Origin of the sequence: Enterobacter cloacae complex sp. I3, assembly GCF_014896175.1 — a bacterium.
Classification (GTDB): Bacteria; Pseudomonadota; Gammaproteobacteria; order Enterobacterales; family Enterobacteriaceae; genus Enterobacter; species Enterobacter bugandensis.
The window spans coordinates 63,999-80,470 of record NZ_JADBQZ010000016.1 but is presented as its reverse complement, the minus strand read 5'-3'; the positions used below and the strand labels follow the sequence as shown (position 1 = coordinate 80,470).

16 protein-coding genes and 1 pseudogene are annotated in these 16,472 nt (G+C 56.0%); 3 read left to right on the top strand and 14 right to left on the bottom strand.

All coding sequences use genetic code 11. From position 1 onward, the window contains the following. Nucleotides 1–72: 72 nt before the first annotated feature. Complete coding sequence (gene alr, locus IM271_RS14070; protein ID WP_048998280.1) at nucleotides 73–1,152, bottom strand: alanine racemase; 1,080 nt, start codon at nucleotides 1,150–1,152, stop codon at nucleotides 73–75. Nucleotides 1,153–1,168: 16 nt separating this feature from the next. Next, nucleotides 1,169–2,581, bottom strand: coding sequence for a replicative DNA helicase (dnaB, locus tag IM271_RS14065; RefSeq protein WP_008503375.1), 1,413 nt, complete (start codon nucleotides 2,579–2,581; stop codon nucleotides 1,169–1,171). 66 nt (nucleotides 2,582–2,647) lie between these two features. On the opposite strand from dnaB, the gene IM271_RS14060 reads away from it, so the two are divergent. Continuing rightward, nucleotides 2,648–3,631, top strand: a complete 984-nt coding sequence (locus tag IM271_RS14060; protein ID WP_193052760.1) for a quinone oxidoreductase — start codon at nucleotides 2,648–2,650, stop codon at nucleotides 3,629–3,631. A gap of 184 nt (nucleotides 3,632–3,815) precedes the next feature. On the opposite strand, the gene pspG is transcribed toward IM271_RS14060, so the two are convergent. The 4 genes from pspG to IM271_RS14040 all read right to left on the bottom strand — a co-directional run bounded on the left by pspG (nucleotide 3,816) and on the right by IM271_RS14040 (nucleotide 7,245). Then, on the bottom strand, nucleotides 3,816–4,058 hold the full coding sequence (pspG, locus tag IM271_RS14055; protein ID WP_028015168.1) for an envelope stress response protein PspG: 243 nt from the start codon (nucleotides 4,056–4,058) through the stop codon (nucleotides 3,816–3,818). A gap of 135 nt (nucleotides 4,059–4,193) precedes the next feature. Beyond that, the gene (gene dusA, locus IM271_RS14050) at nucleotides 4,194–5,189 is read right to left on the bottom strand and encodes a tRNA dihydrouridine(20/20a) synthase DusA (protein WP_193052759.1); all 996 of its coding nucleotides are present in this window, start codon (nucleotides 5,187–5,189) and stop codon (nucleotides 4,194–4,196) included. A gap of 82 nt (nucleotides 5,190–5,271) precedes the next feature. Next, complete coding sequence (traF, locus tag IM271_RS14045; protein WP_226858995.1) at nucleotides 5,272–6,531, bottom strand: conjugal transfer protein TraF; 1,260 nt, start codon at nucleotides 6,529–6,531, stop codon at nucleotides 5,272–5,274. A gap of 225 nt (nucleotides 6,532–6,756) precedes the next feature. Next, nucleotides 6,757–7,245: a cupin domain-containing protein gene (locus IM271_RS14040; protein WP_045260944.1), complete on the bottom strand. Its 489-nt coding sequence runs from the start codon at nucleotides 7,243–7,245 to the stop codon at nucleotides 6,757–6,759. 115 nt (nucleotides 7,246–7,360) lie between these two features. Here IM271_RS14040 and zur point away from each other — a divergent pair, with 115 nt between their 5' ends. Further along, nucleotides 7,361–7,873 (top strand): zinc uptake transcriptional repressor Zur, encoded by a 513-nt coding sequence (gene zur, locus IM271_RS14035; RefSeq protein WP_028015164.1) that lies wholly within the window; start codon nucleotides 7,361–7,363, stop codon nucleotides 7,871–7,873. Between the two features lie 48 nt (nucleotides 7,874–7,921). Here the strand turns inward: zur and IM271_RS14030 are convergent, their stop codons facing one another. The 5 genes and pseudogenes from IM271_RS14030 to IM271_RS14015 form a co-directional block, all read right to left on the bottom strand. Next, the gene (locus IM271_RS14030) at nucleotides 7,922–8,131 is read right to left on the bottom strand and encodes a CsbD family protein (protein WP_014882139.1); all 210 of its coding nucleotides are present in this window, start codon (nucleotides 8,129–8,131) and stop codon (nucleotides 7,922–7,924) included. 49 nt (nucleotides 8,132–8,180) lie between these two features. Then, nucleotides 8,181–8,255, bottom strand: a pseudogene (locus tag IM271_RS20350) (hypothetical protein); the annotation flags it as partial. Further along, on the bottom strand, nucleotides 8,252–9,589 hold the full coding sequence (gene dinF / locus IM271_RS14025; RefSeq protein ID WP_048998287.1) for an MATE family efflux transporter DinF: 1,338 nt from the start codon (nucleotides 9,587–9,589) through the stop codon (nucleotides 8,252–8,254). The pseudogene IM271_RS20350 and the gene dinF, both read right to left, overlap by 4 nt. A 63-nt stretch (nucleotides 9,590–9,652) precedes the next feature. Beyond that, nucleotides 9,653–10,261, bottom strand: coding sequence for a transcriptional repressor LexA (gene lexA / locus IM271_RS14020; protein WP_193052758.1), 609 nt, complete (start codon nucleotides 10,259–10,261; stop codon nucleotides 9,653–9,655). 108 nt (nucleotides 10,262–10,369) lie between these two features. Then, nucleotides 10,370–10,738: a diacylglycerol kinase gene (locus IM271_RS14015; protein ID WP_014830281.1), complete on the bottom strand. Its 369-nt coding sequence runs from the start codon at nucleotides 10,736–10,738 to the stop codon at nucleotides 10,370–10,372. A gap of 154 nt (nucleotides 10,739–10,892) precedes the next feature. Here IM271_RS14015 and plsB point away from each other — a divergent pair, with 154 nt between their 5' ends. Beyond that, a complete protein-coding gene (plsB, locus tag IM271_RS14010) occupies nucleotides 10,893–13,313 on the top strand; it encodes a glycerol-3-phosphate 1-O-acyltransferase PlsB (RefSeq protein WP_028015161.1) in 2,421 nt (806 codons plus the stop codon). Between the two features lie 101 nt (nucleotides 13,314–13,414). On the opposite strand, the gene gntU is transcribed toward plsB, so the two are convergent. From gntU to gntR, 3 genes are all read right to left on the bottom strand, one after another. After that, the gene (gntU, locus tag IM271_RS14005; protein WP_047366855.1) at nucleotides 13,415–14,755 is read right to left on the bottom strand and encodes a gluconate transporter; all 1,341 of its coding nucleotides are present in this window, start codon (nucleotides 14,753–14,755) and stop codon (nucleotides 13,415–13,417) included. 3 nt (nucleotides 14,756–14,758) lie between these two features. Continuing rightward, the gene (gene gntK / locus IM271_RS14000) at nucleotides 14,759–15,286 is read right to left on the bottom strand and encodes a gluconokinase (RefSeq protein ID WP_193052757.1); all 528 of its coding nucleotides are present in this window, start codon (nucleotides 15,284–15,286) and stop codon (nucleotides 14,759–14,761) included. A 126-nt stretch (nucleotides 15,287–15,412) separates the two neighbouring features. After that, nucleotides 15,413–16,408 (bottom strand): gluconate operon transcriptional repressor GntR, encoded by a 996-nt coding sequence (gntR, locus tag IM271_RS13995; RefSeq protein ID WP_014882133.1) that lies wholly within the window; start codon nucleotides 16,406–16,408, stop codon nucleotides 15,413–15,415. Nucleotides 16,409–16,472 lie beyond the last annotated feature (64 nt).

The window sequence follows — 16,472 nt, the reverse complement described above, 5'->3', positions numbered from 1 at the left end:
ACAATAAACCGGAAGCGGAATAAGATCGAGGGGATGTTAACAGAAGCGGGATGCATCGCATCCCGTTAAAGCTCAGTCGATGTATTTCATTGCCACCCGCGACGTCAGACGCGTAATAAGTTCGTAAGCACTTACTTTTGTAATCTCAGCAATGCGTTCAACGGGCAGACCTTCACCCCACATCACCGCATCGTCGCCCGCTTTATCCTGCGCGCCGGGCCCAAGATCCACGCAAATCATGTCCATCGCCACGCGGCCGACAATTTTCACTTCACGATCATTGACCAGCACCGGCGTGCCCGTTGGTGCCGCGCGCGGATAGCCGTCGCCGTAGCCCATCGCCACCACGCCAAGCCGCGTGTCGCGCTCGCTGGTCCAGGTACCGCCGTAACCCACCGGCTCGCCCGCTTTGTGCTCCCGCACGGCAATCAGCTTTGATACCAGCGACATCACCGGCTTAAAGCCTAAGTCCGGCCCCCAGGGTTTATTCTCAAGCGGGGAAACGCCATACAGAATAATCCCCGGACGCGCCCAGTCGAAGTGGGATTGCGGCCACAGCAGAATGCCGCCGGATGCCGCAATGGAGCGCATTCCCGGCTTGCCTTCGCAGAAGGTGTTGAAGATATCAAGCTGCTGCTCGGTTGCGCCGCATTCGGGCTCATCGGCACGGGCAAAGTGGCTGACGATATTGACCGGCTGACGCACATTTTTGCACTGGCACAAACGCTGATAAAACGCCTCCGCGTTTTCCGGGCGCACGCCCAGCCTGTGCATGCCCGTATCGAGCTTCATCCAGACGGTGACCGGCTCGCTCAGTTCAGCCGTTTCCAGCGCGGCCAGTTGTTCTTCGTTGTGTACCGCCGTGTGCAGCTGCTGGTCTGCAATGGTCGGCAGATCCGAGGCTTCAAAAAAGCCTTCGAGGAGCAGAATCGGTTGCGTAATGCCGCCTGCGCGCAGGCGGAGAGCTTCTTCGAGACGGGCGACGCCAAAGGCGTCGGCATCGGGGAGCGTTCGCGCGGTCTCAAGAAGACCGTGTCCGTAAGCGTTCGCTTTCACGACTGCAACGAGCCTGCTGGCGGGCGCCAGTTCACGCAGACGTTGCAGGTTGTGTCGCAGAGCGCGGCGGTTAATCACAACAGTTGCCGCTTGCATTTGAATTCCTTAGAAATTACTCATCATCATATTGAGGACCGGCATAGTTGTCGAAACGCGACCACTGGCCGTTAAAGGTCAGACGTACCGTACCGATGGGGCCGTTACGTTGCTTACCAATAATAATTTCGGCGATCCCTTTCAGGTCGCTGTTCTCGTGATAGACCTCATCACGGTAGATGAACATGATTAAGTCGGCATCCTGCTCAATGGAGCCGGATTCACGCAGGTCGGAGTTGACCGGGCGTTTGTCTGCACGCTGTTCCAGGGAGCGGTTAAGCTGCGACAGCGCCACTACCGGCACGTGCAGCTCTTTAGCTAACGCCTTGAGCGAGCGGGAAATCTCTGCAATTTCCAGCGTACGGTTGTCTGAGAGCGACGGGACGCGCATCAGCTGAAGGTAGTCGATCATGATAAGGCCGATGCCGCCGTGTTCACGGGCGATGCGGCGCGCGCGGGAGCGCACTTCCGTCGGCGTCAGGCCGGAGGAGTCATCGATGTAGATGTTCCGTTTTTCCAGCAAAATGCCCATGGTGCCGGAGATTCGCGCCCAGTCCTCGTCGTCGAGCTGGCCGGTACGGATGCGGGTCTGATCCACGCGCGACAGGGATGCCAGAGAACGCATCATAATCTGCTCCGAGGGCATCTCGAGACTGAAAATAAGCACCGGCTTATCCTGCAACATCGCCGCATTTTCAACGAGGTTCATCGCAAATGTCGTTTTACCCATCGACGGACGCGCCGCGACGATAATTAAATCCGACGGCTGTAAACCGGCAGTTTTTTTGTTCAGATCGTCATAGCCTGTGTTCACCCCGGTCACGCCGTCGTGCGGCTGCTGGAAAAGCTGCTCTATACGCGCAACGGTGGCGTCGAGCACGTCGGCGATGTTTTTCGGGCCTTCATCTTTGTTGGCACGGCTTTCGGCGATTTTAAAGACGCGGGACTCAGCAAGGTCGAGCAGGTCTTCGCTGGTGCGGCCCTGCGGGTCGAATCCAGCTTCGGCGATTTCGTTCGCTACCGAGATCATCTCGCGGACGACGGCACGTTCGCGCACGATGTCGGCGTAAGCGCTGATGTTCGCCGCACTTGGCGTATTTTTTGACAGTTCTGCCAGGTAGGCAAAGCCGCCAACGCTGTCCAGCTGCCCCTGACGCTCCAGCGATTCCGCGAGCGTAATCAGGTCAATCGGGCTGCCGGACTCCTGCAGGCGCGCCATTTCGGTAAAGATATGGCGGTGCGGACGGGTGTAGAAATCTTCAGACACTACGCGCTCGGCGACGTCGTCCCAGCGTTCGTTATCCAGCATTAAACCGCCCAACACCGACTGTTCCGCTTCAATCGAGTGCGGCGGGACTTTTAACCCTGCGACCTGGAAATCACGCTCGCGAGGTTCAGTCTGTTTGTTGAAGGGTTTGTTTCCTGCCATAGTGAATGGAGTTACCGAGATAAAGAGTGGGTCGAAAGATTACCATATTTTTCTTACGGAGGGAGCATGGCAACGCGCATTGAGTTCCAGAAACACGGCGGTCCTGAAGTGCTGAAAGCAGTGGAGTTTACCCCCGCTGCGCCTGGCGAGAACGAAATTCAGGTGGAAAACAGAGCTATCGGCATTAACTACATTGATACCTATATTCGCGGCGGGCTCTACCCGCCTCCGTCAATGCCGAGCGGCCTGGGCACTGAAGCGGCCGGCATCGTCAGCAAAGTGGGCAGTGCGGTTAAGCACATTAAAGAAGGCGACCGTGTGGTGTATGCACAGTCTGCCCTGGGCGCTTACAGCTCCATCCACAACGTCCCGGCGGACAAAGCCGCCCTGCTGCCGAACGCCATCACCTTTGAGCAGGCGGCCGCCTCATTCCTGAAAGGGCTGACGGTCTATTACCTGCTGCGCAAAACCTACGAAATTAAGCCCGATGAGCAGTTCCTGTTCCATGCTGCCGCCGGTGGCGTGGGGCTGATTGCCTGCCAGTGGGCGAAAGCCTTAGGCGCGAAGCTGATCGGCACCACAGGCAGTGCGCAAAAAGCCCAGCGTGCGCTGGACGCGGGCGCGTGGCAGGTGATCAACTATCGGGAAGAGAGCATCGTCGAGCGGCTAAAAGAGATTACCGGCGGCAAAAAAGTACGCGTCGTGTATGACTCGGTGGGGAAAGACACCTGGGAAGCGTCGCTGGACTGCCTGCAGCGTCGCGGACTGATGGTGAGCTTTGGTAACGCCTCAGGCGCTGTCACCGGCGTCAATCTCGGCATTCTGAATCAGAAAGGGTCGCTGTACGTGACGCGCCCTTCTTTGCAGGGTTACATCACCAACCGGGAAGAACTGGAGGAAGCCAGCAACGAGCTGTTCTCGCTAATAGCCAGCGGCGTGATTAAGGTGGATGTGGCGGATGCGCAGAAATACCCGCTAACCGATGCGCAGCGCGCGCATGAGGTGCTGGAAAGCCGGGCGACGCAGGGTTCAAGTCTGCTAATTCCCTGACCCCCAAAAAGAAATTGGGCTTCCCGTGGGAAGCCCTTTCTTTTTTTAGTTCGGCTGTATGTAGGGTACAGCTCGATGAATTCTGTAGCGGCAGCCATAGTGACAGATTCGATAAGTAAATCCTATTCTGTTCTAAGCCATGCTGCCGGAAAAGTTACAAGTATGTGACGAACCCCTCAATACCTTAGTAACGGAAGCGGTTATTGCGCTGATAAGTCGGCAGTTTTGGCGCTTTAATCGCCCGTATTACCCACACCACGGCGATAGCCAGCAGCAGCCACGGCAGCAGTTTGATCGTCAGGGCAAATAATCCGCCGATAAACATAACTACCGTAGCCACAACGAGCGCGGCCAGAATGCCGAGCAGCGACACGCCCGTGACCATCAGCATGACAAAAAAGCCAATCACAAAAAGTAGTTCAAGCATGGTGCTCTCCCACGAGTTCCCGAATGATGCTGCAATCATTACAATAATCATGCCAAAGCTAACCTATTGTTCTTAAAGCAAAACGCCCCGCGAGGATCCGCAGGGCGTGGTGAATTTGACGATCTTTTAGCGAAATTATCGCTTATCCGCCACCAGCCGCAGCGCATGTTCCAGTACCTCAATATCGGCACCGGCTTTATGCGCGTTCTCACTGAGGTAGCGACGCCACTGGCGCGCGCCCGGAATACCCTGGAACAGGCCAAGCATATGGCGGGTGATGTGGCCAAGATAGGTGCCATTGCTCAACTCGCGCTCAATGTAAGGGTACATGGCACGCACGACGGTAACCGGATCGGTGTCTGCGCCTGCAACGCCAAAGATTTCGCGGCCGACGGTCGCCAGAATGCCCGGATTTTGATACGCCTCGCGCCCGACCATCACGCCATCCATATGTTCAAGGTGCGCTTTGGCCTCTTCCAGAGACTTGATGCCGCCGTTGATTGACATCGTCAGGTGCGGGAAATCACGTTTCAACTGGTACACGCGCGGGTAGTCCAGCGGCGGGATCTCACGGTTCTCTTTCGGGCTAAGGCCTGAAAGCCAGGCTTTGCGGGCGTGGATGATAAACATCTCACACTCGCCTTTCCCTGACACCGTATTGATGAAATCGCACAGGAATTCGTAGCTGTCCTGGTCGTCAATGCCGATACGGGTTTTGACCGTCACCGGAATGGAGACTACATCGCGCATCGCCTTGATACAGTCCGCCACCAGCTGTGCGTTGCCCATCAGACAGGCGCCGAACATGCCGTTTTGCACGCGGTCGGAAGGGCAGCCAACGTTCAGGTTGATCTCGTCGTAGCCGCGTTCTTCCGCCAGCTTTGCACACTGGGCCAGCGCGACCGGATCGCTGCCCCCCAGCTGCAGCGCAACCGGATGCTCTTCTTCACTGTATGCCAGGTAGTCGCCCTTACCGTGAATAATTGCGCCCGTGGTCACCATTTCGGTGTACAGCAGCGTATGGCGGGAGAGCTGGCGCAGGAAATAGCGGCAGTGTCTGTCCGTCCAGTCGAGCATTGGCGCAATAGAGAAACGGTGTGCAGGAAAAGCGGTCTGGTGTTCTGACGACATGGCGAAGTTTTAAGCATCTGGTGGAAAAGGGGCGCTACTATAGCACAAAGAAAAGCCGGAGGCGCAGCGCCTCCGGTGTACTTTAGAACGTCATGCTCAGCTGAGCCCCTGCGCCCCAGGTTTCGTCCTCGCCATACAGGCCCATCAGGTCAACATGAACGGTATTGAACGGCGCAAAACCGACACCGCCGGTAAAGACGTTGCTGTCGTTCCCTTTCATATCCGCACGATAACCGGCACGCACCGCCAGCCAGCTCAGCGGAGTCACTTCAGCACCGACCCCAACATACTGCGACGTATCTTCGCTCTTAAATCCTTTGGTTTCGGTCAGATCGCCATCGGCGGTCAGGGTCACCAGATCGTTGTGCCAGGCAGCGCCCGCGGTCACCAGCGGACGGATCTGGTAGGTGTCTTTATAGCTCACCACTTCCCCCGTACGCCCGTTACGGATGCGGATATCTTTGGTGTCGATATCGCGCGACATCAGGTTTTGCCCGCTCACGCCGACCGTCCAGTTTTCGCCAAAATCAGCGGCAATACCGGCATCGACGTTAAAGCCGGTATCGTCTGTACGGTAGCGGCTATCGTTCCACTTATTACTGTCGTAATCGTAGATCGAGGTGGTGTAGTTATAGATCCAGCTTTTTTGCAGTTTTGGCGTCACGCCCACGGAAACCGGAACGCCGCCAAGGTCAAACTGGCGGGCAACGGCAATACCGTAGTCGGAGATAATCGCCGCCCGACCGGACGCCGTTGAGTTGAGGTTTTTAGTGATCTGGTCCGTGCCGTTCAGCGCAGCGTCCAGGGCAACGCCGGCAGCCACCAGATTGCTTCTTTGAATACCGCGCAGATAATCAATATCCTGCTGGTCGATAGACGAACTTACCCGGCCATGGGCGTACCCTTTCGCCATAAAGGCCACGGAAAGCACATCGTTAGGGATACTCACGGCAAGGCCTGCTCCTGCCGTCGCGCGAGCGGTTTTGCCCTTGAGATAGTCCAGCTCATCGGCCAGATCTTTGGCCGCGCCCTGGAACTGGTTGATGGAGCCTAACGGATTAGTAATAACCTCGATTGGCGTAAGGTTATCAACCACATCCTTATAGTGATTGATTTTGTCGTTGATGGTATCAATCTCATCCTGAAGATTGTCCTCATCCGTTACCTGCACCCCAACGGATGGCAAAATAACCGTCACGTCATCGTCCGGTTTTGCCTTTGCCAGCAGCGCGGGGTTAATAAACGCCCCGCTACCATAATTGCCCGAAGCAACGCCGGTGCCCCCCATCGCGTCGCTACGTGATTCTGTCCAGGTATTGGCTGCTCCCGCCTGATTTGCCATAAACAAGGAGACAGCGATGCTAACCACCGAAAATTTAAAATGTTTTTTCACAGTATGCCCGTCTTATAGTCTGTTATGAAATAACCCCTGTCTGTTATCCCCCAAACAGGCGCGAACTATTGCTGTGAATAAAGATAAAAAGACCCGCTAATTCATTCCCTAAGTAAAACTTCCTTACGGCCTGTTGTAATTTGTGACGGCCCTCAATATTTATAGAAGAGGAAATTATTTTTTCCCAGGTTTTCCATCGTGCGGCCCAAAAAACTGTGGCGGATGGTCTACCCAGCGATCTTCCCGCGTGGCGGCATAAACCGGGTTAAGCGGATAGTAGATGCGGTTGTGCTTCTTGTTGGCCTCCCCCACCACCAGTAGCCGAACCTCTTCCTCTGTGTTGTTGATAAAGGTGTGGCACACCCCCGTTCCGGCGGGAAAGCCCACGCTGTCTCCGGGTTCGAGTTTCCACAAATAGCCATTAATCCAGGCTTCAGGATAGCCCTCAAGCACGTAGATAAACTCTTCTTCGTCACTTTCCGCATGGGGATAGGACGTCCGACGCCCCGGCGGTAAACGTTCATGATGAATGCCTATACGCCTGAGGCCCAGGCTGCGCGCCAGCGGCGATCCGATGGAAAAAAGCTCGTTACTGTCGGGGTAGGTGGCGTCATCTGGCCCTTCTACGTCGCGCCAGTGCTTGATACAGTCTGGTTTTTTCATTGTTACATTCCCGGTTTGCGATGCGTCAGGTATAGCACAGCCTGGCGGATATCGGTGTTTTTGCCAGAACATGATAAAGTGAGGGTTTTATCTCCCAGAACATCCGAGGTGCTAAATGGATAAGTCCACAAAAGAGCTGTTAGCGCAGGCCGAAAAGCTGTGCGCGCAACGCAATGTGCGCCTGACCCCGCAGCGCCTTGAAGTCTTGCGCCTGATGAGCCTGCAACAGGGGGCGATCAGCGCCTACGATCTACTCGACCTGCTCCGCGAAAGCGAGCCGCAGGCTAAACCGCCCACGGTGTATCGCGCGCTGGATTTCCTGCTGGAACAAGGGTTTGTGCATAAAGTCGAATCCACAAACAGCTATGTCCTGTGCCATCTTTTCGATCAGCCAACGCATACATCGGCCATGTTTATCTGCGATCGTTGCGGCGTAGTGAAAGAAGAGGGAGCGGAAGGCGTAGAGGACATTATGCACACGCTGGCGGCAAAAATGGGTTTTGCCCTGCGTCATAACGTGATTGAAGCGCACGGGCTGTGTTCTGCATGCGTTGAGGTGGAAGCCTGTCGACATCAGGATGCGTGTCAGCACGACCACTCAATTCTGATAAAGAAAAAGCCGCGTTAGCAGCAAAATAAAGGCGGCTCTTAAGCCGCCTCTGTGGGTTATTCAGCGTTACCAGCGGTAATCGTTACGCGTTTCCCAGTCTTTGACTTCGTTTTCCGCCTGATCTTTCGCGTAGCCGTAACGTTCCTGAATTTTACCGACAAGCTGATCGCGCTTGCCTTCAATGACGGTCATATCGTCATCAGTCAGCTTACCCCACTGTTCTTTCGCTTTACCTTTGAACTGCTTCCAGTTGCCGCCGATTTCGTCTTTATTCATCATCGTGTCCTCTTAGTTAAGCGTCGGGTCGTAACGTCCGTTACGTTCTTTTCTGCTGGACGTGATAATAATTGTAGTTGAGGATTCGGCAGTTGATTTCATATTCGGAATCTTTAACCGTCACGATATATCGTGACGGGAAGGAAGCCAGGTATTATTTTGCCAGTGGTGATGCCAGATAAAGGCAAGCGAGAGGCCGCGCAGGGAGAGAAAGACCGCAAGCGCCAGCCACAAACCGTGATTACCCAGCCACGGAAGCGTCAGCAGCGTCAAACCAAACCCCGCCGCCGCAACCGCCATACTGTTGCGCATTTCCGCTCCGCGCGTCGCACCGATAAACATGCCGTCCAGCAGATAACACCACACCCCCACCACCGGCAAGATCACCTGCCAGACGATGTAGTGGTCCGCCAGTTCACGTAAAGCCGGGATCGAAGTGAGTAATGCAATAATGTCACGGCCAAAACAGGCATAAATGAGTGCAAACGCCAGTGCCACCAGTCCCGCTTGTCGACAGGCTGCCCGCCAGACATCCCTAAGCTGGCCACTTTCCCGCGCGCCGTACGCCTGCCCGGAATGCGCCTCAACGGCGTAGGCGAAGCCGTCCAGCGCGTAGGCGGTAAACGTCAGCAATGTCATCAGGACCGCATTCACCGCGACGATCTCAGGCCCAAGACGGGCACCAAAAACCGTCAATGCGCCAAAACAGAGTTGTAGCAGAAGCGAGCGCAGCATGATGTCACGGTTGAGCGCCAGCAGTTTACGGATATTGCCGCGCCATGCGGTTTTCAGCATTACGAGGGATATCCCGCGCAGGGCCAGCACGCGCCAGACCATCCACAGCCCAATGAGTAAGGTTCCGTATTCGGCAATCGCCGTTGCCAGTGCCGCCCCGCGCACGTCCATATGCAGGCCCATCACCAGCCAGAGATCGAGCACAATGTTGAGAAGGTTTCCCACGACCAGCAAAATCACTGGCGCACGGGCGTATTGCACACCCAGTAACCAACCCAGCAGAACCAGGTTTGCCAGCGAAGCGGGCGCGCTGAGCCAGCGGATTTCCAGGAAGCGACGCGCCTGCTCCAGTACCGCCTCGCTGCCACCAACAACATGGAGCGCAAGGTCTATCAGGGGCGTGCGCAGTAAAACAATGAGTACCCCCGCGCCAAGCGCCAGGATCAGCGGCTGCACCAGCGCACGCGCCAGACGTAACGGATCTTTCGCACCATACGCCTGTGCCGTGAGCCCGGTAGTACTCATACGCAAAAAGAGCAGCAGCATAAACAGGAAGCTGGTTGCCGTCGCGCCAATCGCCACGCCGCCAAGATAAACAGGGGAATCGAGATGACCAATAACGGCCGTATCGACCAGACCCAGCAAGGGCACGGTGATATTGGAGAAAATCATCGGCAGGGCAAGACGCCACAATGCCTTATCAGATGCCGTCAGCAGTGACATGAGAGATACCGGGAAGGGTAAATGAAGCAGGCTACAGCGGAAGCGTAGCCTGTCAGGAAGAGATTACAGCCATTCGCCGTTACGAATCACGCCAACAGCCAGACCTTCAATAGAGAAGCTCTGTTCGCGGAGGTCGATCACAATCGGGGTGAACTCGTTGTTTTCGGGCAACAGCTGAACAGTGTTACCCTGTTTTTTCAGGCGCTTAACGGTCACTTCGTCATCAATGCGCGCAACCACCACCTGGCCGTTTCGCACATCCTGCGTTTTGTGAACGGCCAGAAGGTCGCCATCAAGAATGCCGATGTCTTTCATCGACATCCCGCTAACGCGCAGCAGAAAATCAGCGCTCGGCTTGAACATACCAGGATCGACCTGGTAGTGACCTTCAATATGCTGTTGTGCCAGCAGCGGTTCACCTGCAGCAACGCGGCCTATCAGCGGAATGCCCGTCTCTTCTTCCACCAGCAGGCGGATACCACGCGACGCGCCTGACACAATCTCAATCACACCCTTACGCGCCAGCGCTTTCAGGTGTTCCTCGGCAGCATTCGGAGAACGGAAACCCAGACGCTGCGCGATTTCCGCACGCGTGGGTGGCATACCCGTCTGGCCGATATGATCCCGAATGAGATCAAACACCTCTTGCTGCCTGGTCGTTAATGCTTTCATTCCGCCCCCTGGGTGTATATACAGTTATGCTGTGAGTATATACAGTCAAAGGCGATTTTGGAACCAAAAACTGCACAAAAAACCAGGGACTTAATTATTCCTCGAGCATCATCGGAAATGTGACCAAAGCAGCGTGACCCAGGTAATGGCTGCGGTGATAATCGCCAGCAGGACAGCGGCGGAGCCCATATCTTTCGCGCGGCCAGAGAGCTCGTGAAAATCAGAGCCGATCCGGTCGACCACGGCCTCAATAGCGCTATTGAGAATTTCCACTATCATCACCAGAAGTACGGAACCGATGAGAAGCACGCGGGTAATGGCATCTACATCAAGGAAACAGGCGATGATAACCGCGACGATAGCGGCGACACCTTCCTGGCGAAAAGCAGCTTCATTGACCCACGCGGCACGGAAACCTTTCCATGAATAGCCGGCGGCTTTGATGATACGCGTCAACCCAGTGGTATTATTGGCCATTAAAAGAACCTTTTTTAAAAAAGAGCGTCAGTAACAGGAGCTGCAGCGCGTTTCGCTGCCGCCTGAAGTATGACGGGTAACAACAGAAATTTTGCGCGCTTTCTGTTATCCTTGCGCCGCAATTGCATTATTAACCAGAGGCTTTACATCGTTTATGTCCGGCTGGCCACGAATTTACTACAAATTACTTAATTTACCATTAAGCATACTGGTAAAAAGCAAGTCTATCCCAGCAGAACCCGCGCTGGAACTGGGGCTCGATACGTCGCGCCCTATTATGTACGTTTTGCCTTATAACTCTAAGGCAGACCTGCTAACGCTCCGTGCCCAGTGTCTGGCGCATGATTTACCCGATCCGCTTGAACCACTGGAAGTTGACGGCACTTTGCTGCCGCGCTACGTGTTCATTCACGGCGGGCCGCGCGTGTTTACCTATTACACACCGAAAGAAGAGTCCATCAAGCTGTTCCACGACTATCTCGACCTGCACCGCAGCAATCCTGACCTTGATGTACAGATGGTGCCGGTATCGGTGATGTTTGGTCGCCGTCCGGGCCGCGAAAAAGGCGAAGAGAACCCGCCGCTGCGCATGCTTAACGGCATCCAGAAGTTCTTCGCGGTCTCCTGGCTGGGACGCGACAGCTTTGTGCGCTTCTCCCCTTCCGTCTCCCTTCGCCGAATGGCGGACGAGCACGGCACTGACAAGATCATCGCGCAAAAACTGGCGCGCGTGGCGCGTATGCACTTCGCCCGTCAGCGCCTGGCGGCCGTAGGGCCACGTCTTCCGGCGCGTCAGGACCTGTTCAACAAGCTGCTGGCCTCCAAAGCGATCGCCCGCGCCGTTGAAGACGAAGCGCGCAGCAAGAAAATTTCCCATGAGAAAGCCCAGCAGAACGCCATTGCGCTGATGGAAGAGATCGCAGCGAACTTCTCCTACGAGATGATTCGCCTGTCCGATCGTATTCTCGGCTTTACCTGGAACCGTCTGTATCAGGGCATCAACGTGCATAACGCTGAGCGTGTACGTCAGCTGGCGCACGATGGTCATGAGATTGTCTATGTCCCCTGCCACCGCAGCCACATGGACTACCTGCTTCTCTCCTACGTGCTCTATCACCAGGGACTGGTACCGCCGCACATTGCCGCCGGTATTAACCTGAACTTCTGGCCAGCAGGCCCGATTTTCCGCCGCCTGGGTGCGTTCTTTATTCGTCGTACCTTCAAGGGCAACAAGCTCTACTCCACCGTGTTCCGCGAGTATCTCGGCGAGCTTTTCAGCCGCGGCTACTCCGTAGAGTACTTCGTGGAGGGCGGGCGCTCCCGTACCGGTCGTCTGCTCGATCCGAAGACCGGCACGCTGTCAATGACCATTCAGGCGATGCTGCGCGGCGGTACGCGTCCAATCACGCTTGTGCCAATTTACATTGGCTATGAGCACGTGATGGAAGTGGGCACGTACGCCAAAGAACTGCGCGGCGCGACCAAAGAGAAAGAGAGCCTGCCGCAGATGCTGCGCGGCCTGAGCAAGTTACGCAACCTGGGTCAGGGCTACGTAAACTTTGGCGAGCCGATGCCGCTGATGACGTATCTGAACCATCATGTTCCGGATTGGCGCGAGTCTATCGACCCTATCGAAGCGGTGCGTCCGGCCTGGCTGACGCCAACGGTGAACGGTATCGCGTCCGAGCTGATGGTGCGCATTAACAACGCCGGTGCGGCCAATGCGATGAACCTGTGTTGTACGGCGCTGCTGGCTTCACGTCAACGTTCCCTGACCCGTGAACAGCTCACGGAGCAGCTTGACTGCTATCTGGACATGATGCGCAACGTGCCATACTCGGTTGATTCGACAGCTCCTTCTGCTACCGCCAGCGAGCTTATCGATCACGCGCTGCAGATGAACAAGTTCGAAGTCGAAAAAGATACGATCGGCGATATCATCATTCTGCCGCGCGAGCAGGCTGTACTGATGACGTACTACCGCAACAACATCGCTCATATGCTGATGCTGCCGTCGCTCATGGCGGCCATTATCACCCAGCATCGCCGTATTTCACGTCAGGAGCTGTTGCGCCACGTTGAGACGCTCTACCCGATGCTTAAAGCGGAGCTATTCCTGCGCTGGAGCAAGGAAGAGCTGGCCGTTGAGCTGGATAAACTGACGGAAGAGCTGCGCCGTCAGGGGCTGATCACCGTTGCGAACGACGAGCTGCACATCAATCCGTCACGCTCCCGTACCCTGCAACTGCTGGCGGCCGGTGCGCGCGAAACGCTGCAGCGCTACGCCATTACGTTCTGGCTGCTGAGCGCGAACCCGTCGATCAACCGCGGCACGCTGGAGAAAGAGAGCCGGACGCTGGCGCAGCGCCTGTCCGTTCTGCACGGCATTAACGCCCCGGAATTCTTCGACAAGGCGGTATTCAGCTCGCTGGTGCTGACGCTGCGTGACGAAGGCTTCATCAGCGATACGGGCGATGCCGAGCCGGAAGAGACGCTGAAGGTTTACCAGATGCTGGCTGAACTGATTACGTCGGATGTGCGCTTGACGATTGAGAGCGCGACGCAGGGCGAGTAACACAATGCCGGGTTATGGCCCGGCCTGACGTTCTGCATAACAAAAAGGCCCGGTAAGCGCTAACGCTACCGGGCCTTTTTTGCCTTGTTAAATCATTGCATTTAGCTGAGCAGCGTAAAGGCAATCATCCCGACAATGGCCCCGGTGGTGCCGAGGATGGTTTCCATCAGCGTCCAGGTTTTCAGCGTTTGCGCTTCGGTCGCGCCGGTAAACTTACCGAACAGCCAGAAGCCGGCGTCGTTAACGTGCGAGACGACAATCGAACCGCCCGCGATGCAGATAGACAGCGCGGCCATCTGGGCACCGGAGTAGTTCAGCTGTTCAATCACCGGCATCACCAGACCCACGGCGGTTAAGCACGCCACGGTGGCGGAACCCTGAATGATACGCACCGCCGCAGCCAGCACGAAGCAGGTTACCGCAATCGGCAGGCCCATTCCGGTCAGTGCTTCACCCAGAGCCGGGCCCACGCCGGAATCCACCAGCACCTGTTTGAACACGCCGCCGGCACCGATCACCAGCAGGATAATACCCGCAGGCTGCAGCGCCGCACCACAGATCTCCATCACGCGGTCTTTTGGCATTCCCTGGCGCATCGCCAGGCCGTAAATCGCCACCAGACACGCCACCAGAATCGCCGTGAACGGGTGACCAATGAACTCAAACCATTCGTACGCGGCAGAACCGACCGGCACAAAGCGCGCGGCGATGGTTTTCAGGCCCACCAGCACCAGCGGGAGCAGGATCAAAGAAAGGCTAAAGCCGAATGACGGCATTTTGCCCTCGCCCAGGTGCGGCTCGGTGATGTCGTCCGGGATGTGCAGCTCAACGTAACGGCTGATGAAATTGCCCCACAGCGGACCGGCGATAATCATCCCCGGGATGGCCGCACACAGGCCAATCAGGATCATCCAGCCAAAGTCCGCGTGCATCTGGGAGGCCAGCAGCATCGGCGCCGGCCCTGGCAGCAGAAACGCCGCAGCCGCCGCCACGCCCGCAAACAGCGGAATGACCAGCTTCACGAGGTTAGTGCCGGTATGGCGCGCCATGGAGAAGGCGACGCTGATGAGCAGCACCACCGCCACTTCGAAGAACAGCGGCAGTGCGCAAATCAGACCGGCCAGGCCAATCGCGTAGTGCGCGCGGCTGTGCCCGAAGGATTTGAGCATTTTGACGGCAATCTGGTCGACCGCGCCCGTCTCATGCAGAATCTTGCCAAACATCGCGCCCAGCGCGACCACAATCGCCAGGAAGCCCAGCGTGCCTCCCATCCCTTTCTCCATCGTCGCGGCGATCTTGTCGAGCGGCATACCGGAAAAGAGACCTGCACCAATAGAAACCACCATCAAAGCAACGAAGGCGTGCATACGCGCCTTCATCACTAAAAACAGCAGCAGCAATACCGAACCCACTGCTGTCAAAACTAGCGTTAATGTACTCAAAACTTACTGCCTTTTGTGAATGACCTCGATGGTGCTGGCTACAACACCTTCCAGCGGCTGATCGATATCAACCACTAAGACGTCTTTTTCATCTTCACCCGGCTCCTGAAGCGCTTCGAACTGCGTCACCAGCATCTGGGTTTTAAAGAAGTGGCCTTTACGCGCTTTCAGACGGCTTTCAATCACCCCAAAATCGCCTTTCAGATAGATGAACGAGAGGTTCGGATTGCCGTCGCGCAGCAGGTCGCGGTAGGTTTTTTTCAGCGCGGAGCAGACGATCAGGGAAACTTTGTTGGTGCGCTGCATCGCGAACGCGGCGTCATTCAGCGCCTGCAACCACGGTTTGCGGTCGTCATCGTTCAGCGGTTCGCCGGAGGCCATTTTCATGATGTTGCTGCGCGGATGGAGGAAGTCACCATCAAGAAACGCAGCCTGAAGTTGATGCGCCACTTCGCTCGCCACGGCAGATTTACCGCTACCGGACACGCCCATCAGGACGTAAACGTGGTGATCGTGATTAGTCGTGCTCAAAGGGTGTCCCTCAGTCAATTGTTACGGGTAACAGTTATCGGTAACATTGTCCTGCTGGGGCAAAAGAGAAGCAATATCCAAACGTGCGCGAAGTGAATAAGTGTGAGCTACTTCAAATTTGTCAGTTCAAATAGATCCACCCGGTGACAAGGTGAAACCTAAATCTAACATTTTAGGGGTAACCGTCTCTCCACGAATGCGCGCCAGCAGGCGTTCTGCGCCAATGCGGCCCATGCGTTCACGCGGTGTCAGAACGCTCGCCAGACGCGGCTCCATCACCTGACCAATATCGTGGCCGTGGAAGCCGGCAATCGCCATATCCTCAGGGATCTTCAACCCCAGACGCTGGCATTCGAACGCTGCACCGACCGCAAGGTCATCGTTGGTACAGAAAATACCGTCCAGTTGCGGATACTCGCGTCGTGCCTGACGCATCAGCTCAATACCCGAGGTGTAAGATGAGGACTGCTCCACCATCACGCTGTACGGGGTTAAATTTGCGTCGAGCATGGCCTGCTCGTATCCCTTCTGTTTGATGATAGTACGTTCATCAAGACGCGCACCCAGATAGGCAATATGACGATGACCGCGGGCGATGATCGCCGCTGTCATCTGACGAGCCGCTTCAAAGTTATCGAACCCAACGGCGATGTCGAGGCATGGCGACTGGCTGTCCATGAGCTCCACCACCGGAATACCGGCGACTTCAATCATTTTGAGCGTGCGGGCAGTGTGGGTACGCTCGGTTAAAATCAGGCCGTCAATGTTCCAGGAAAGCATTGATTCAAGACGTTCCTCTTCCAGTTCCGGCTTGTACCCATAGTGAGCGAGCATGGTCTGGTAGCCAAACGCATCGGTGACGCTTTCAATGCCGCGCAGAACTTCAGCGAAAACCTGGTTGGTCAGGGAAGGAAGCAGAACGCCCACCGCACGGCTGGTCGCATTGGAGAGAATATCGGGTGCGCGGTTGGGGATATAACCCAGTTCATCAAGGGCGGCGGCAATCTTGCCACGCAACGCCACGGAAACCTGTTCCGGGTTACGTAAAAAACGGCTGACCGTCATTTTGGTCACACCGACGCGATCGGCGACATCCTGAAGTACGGGGCGTTTCTTTTTCATCGTCCTGAGAAATCTTGAAGTGAGAGATTTGCTCAGTTTATCACGGACAAAGCTCAACCTTCCC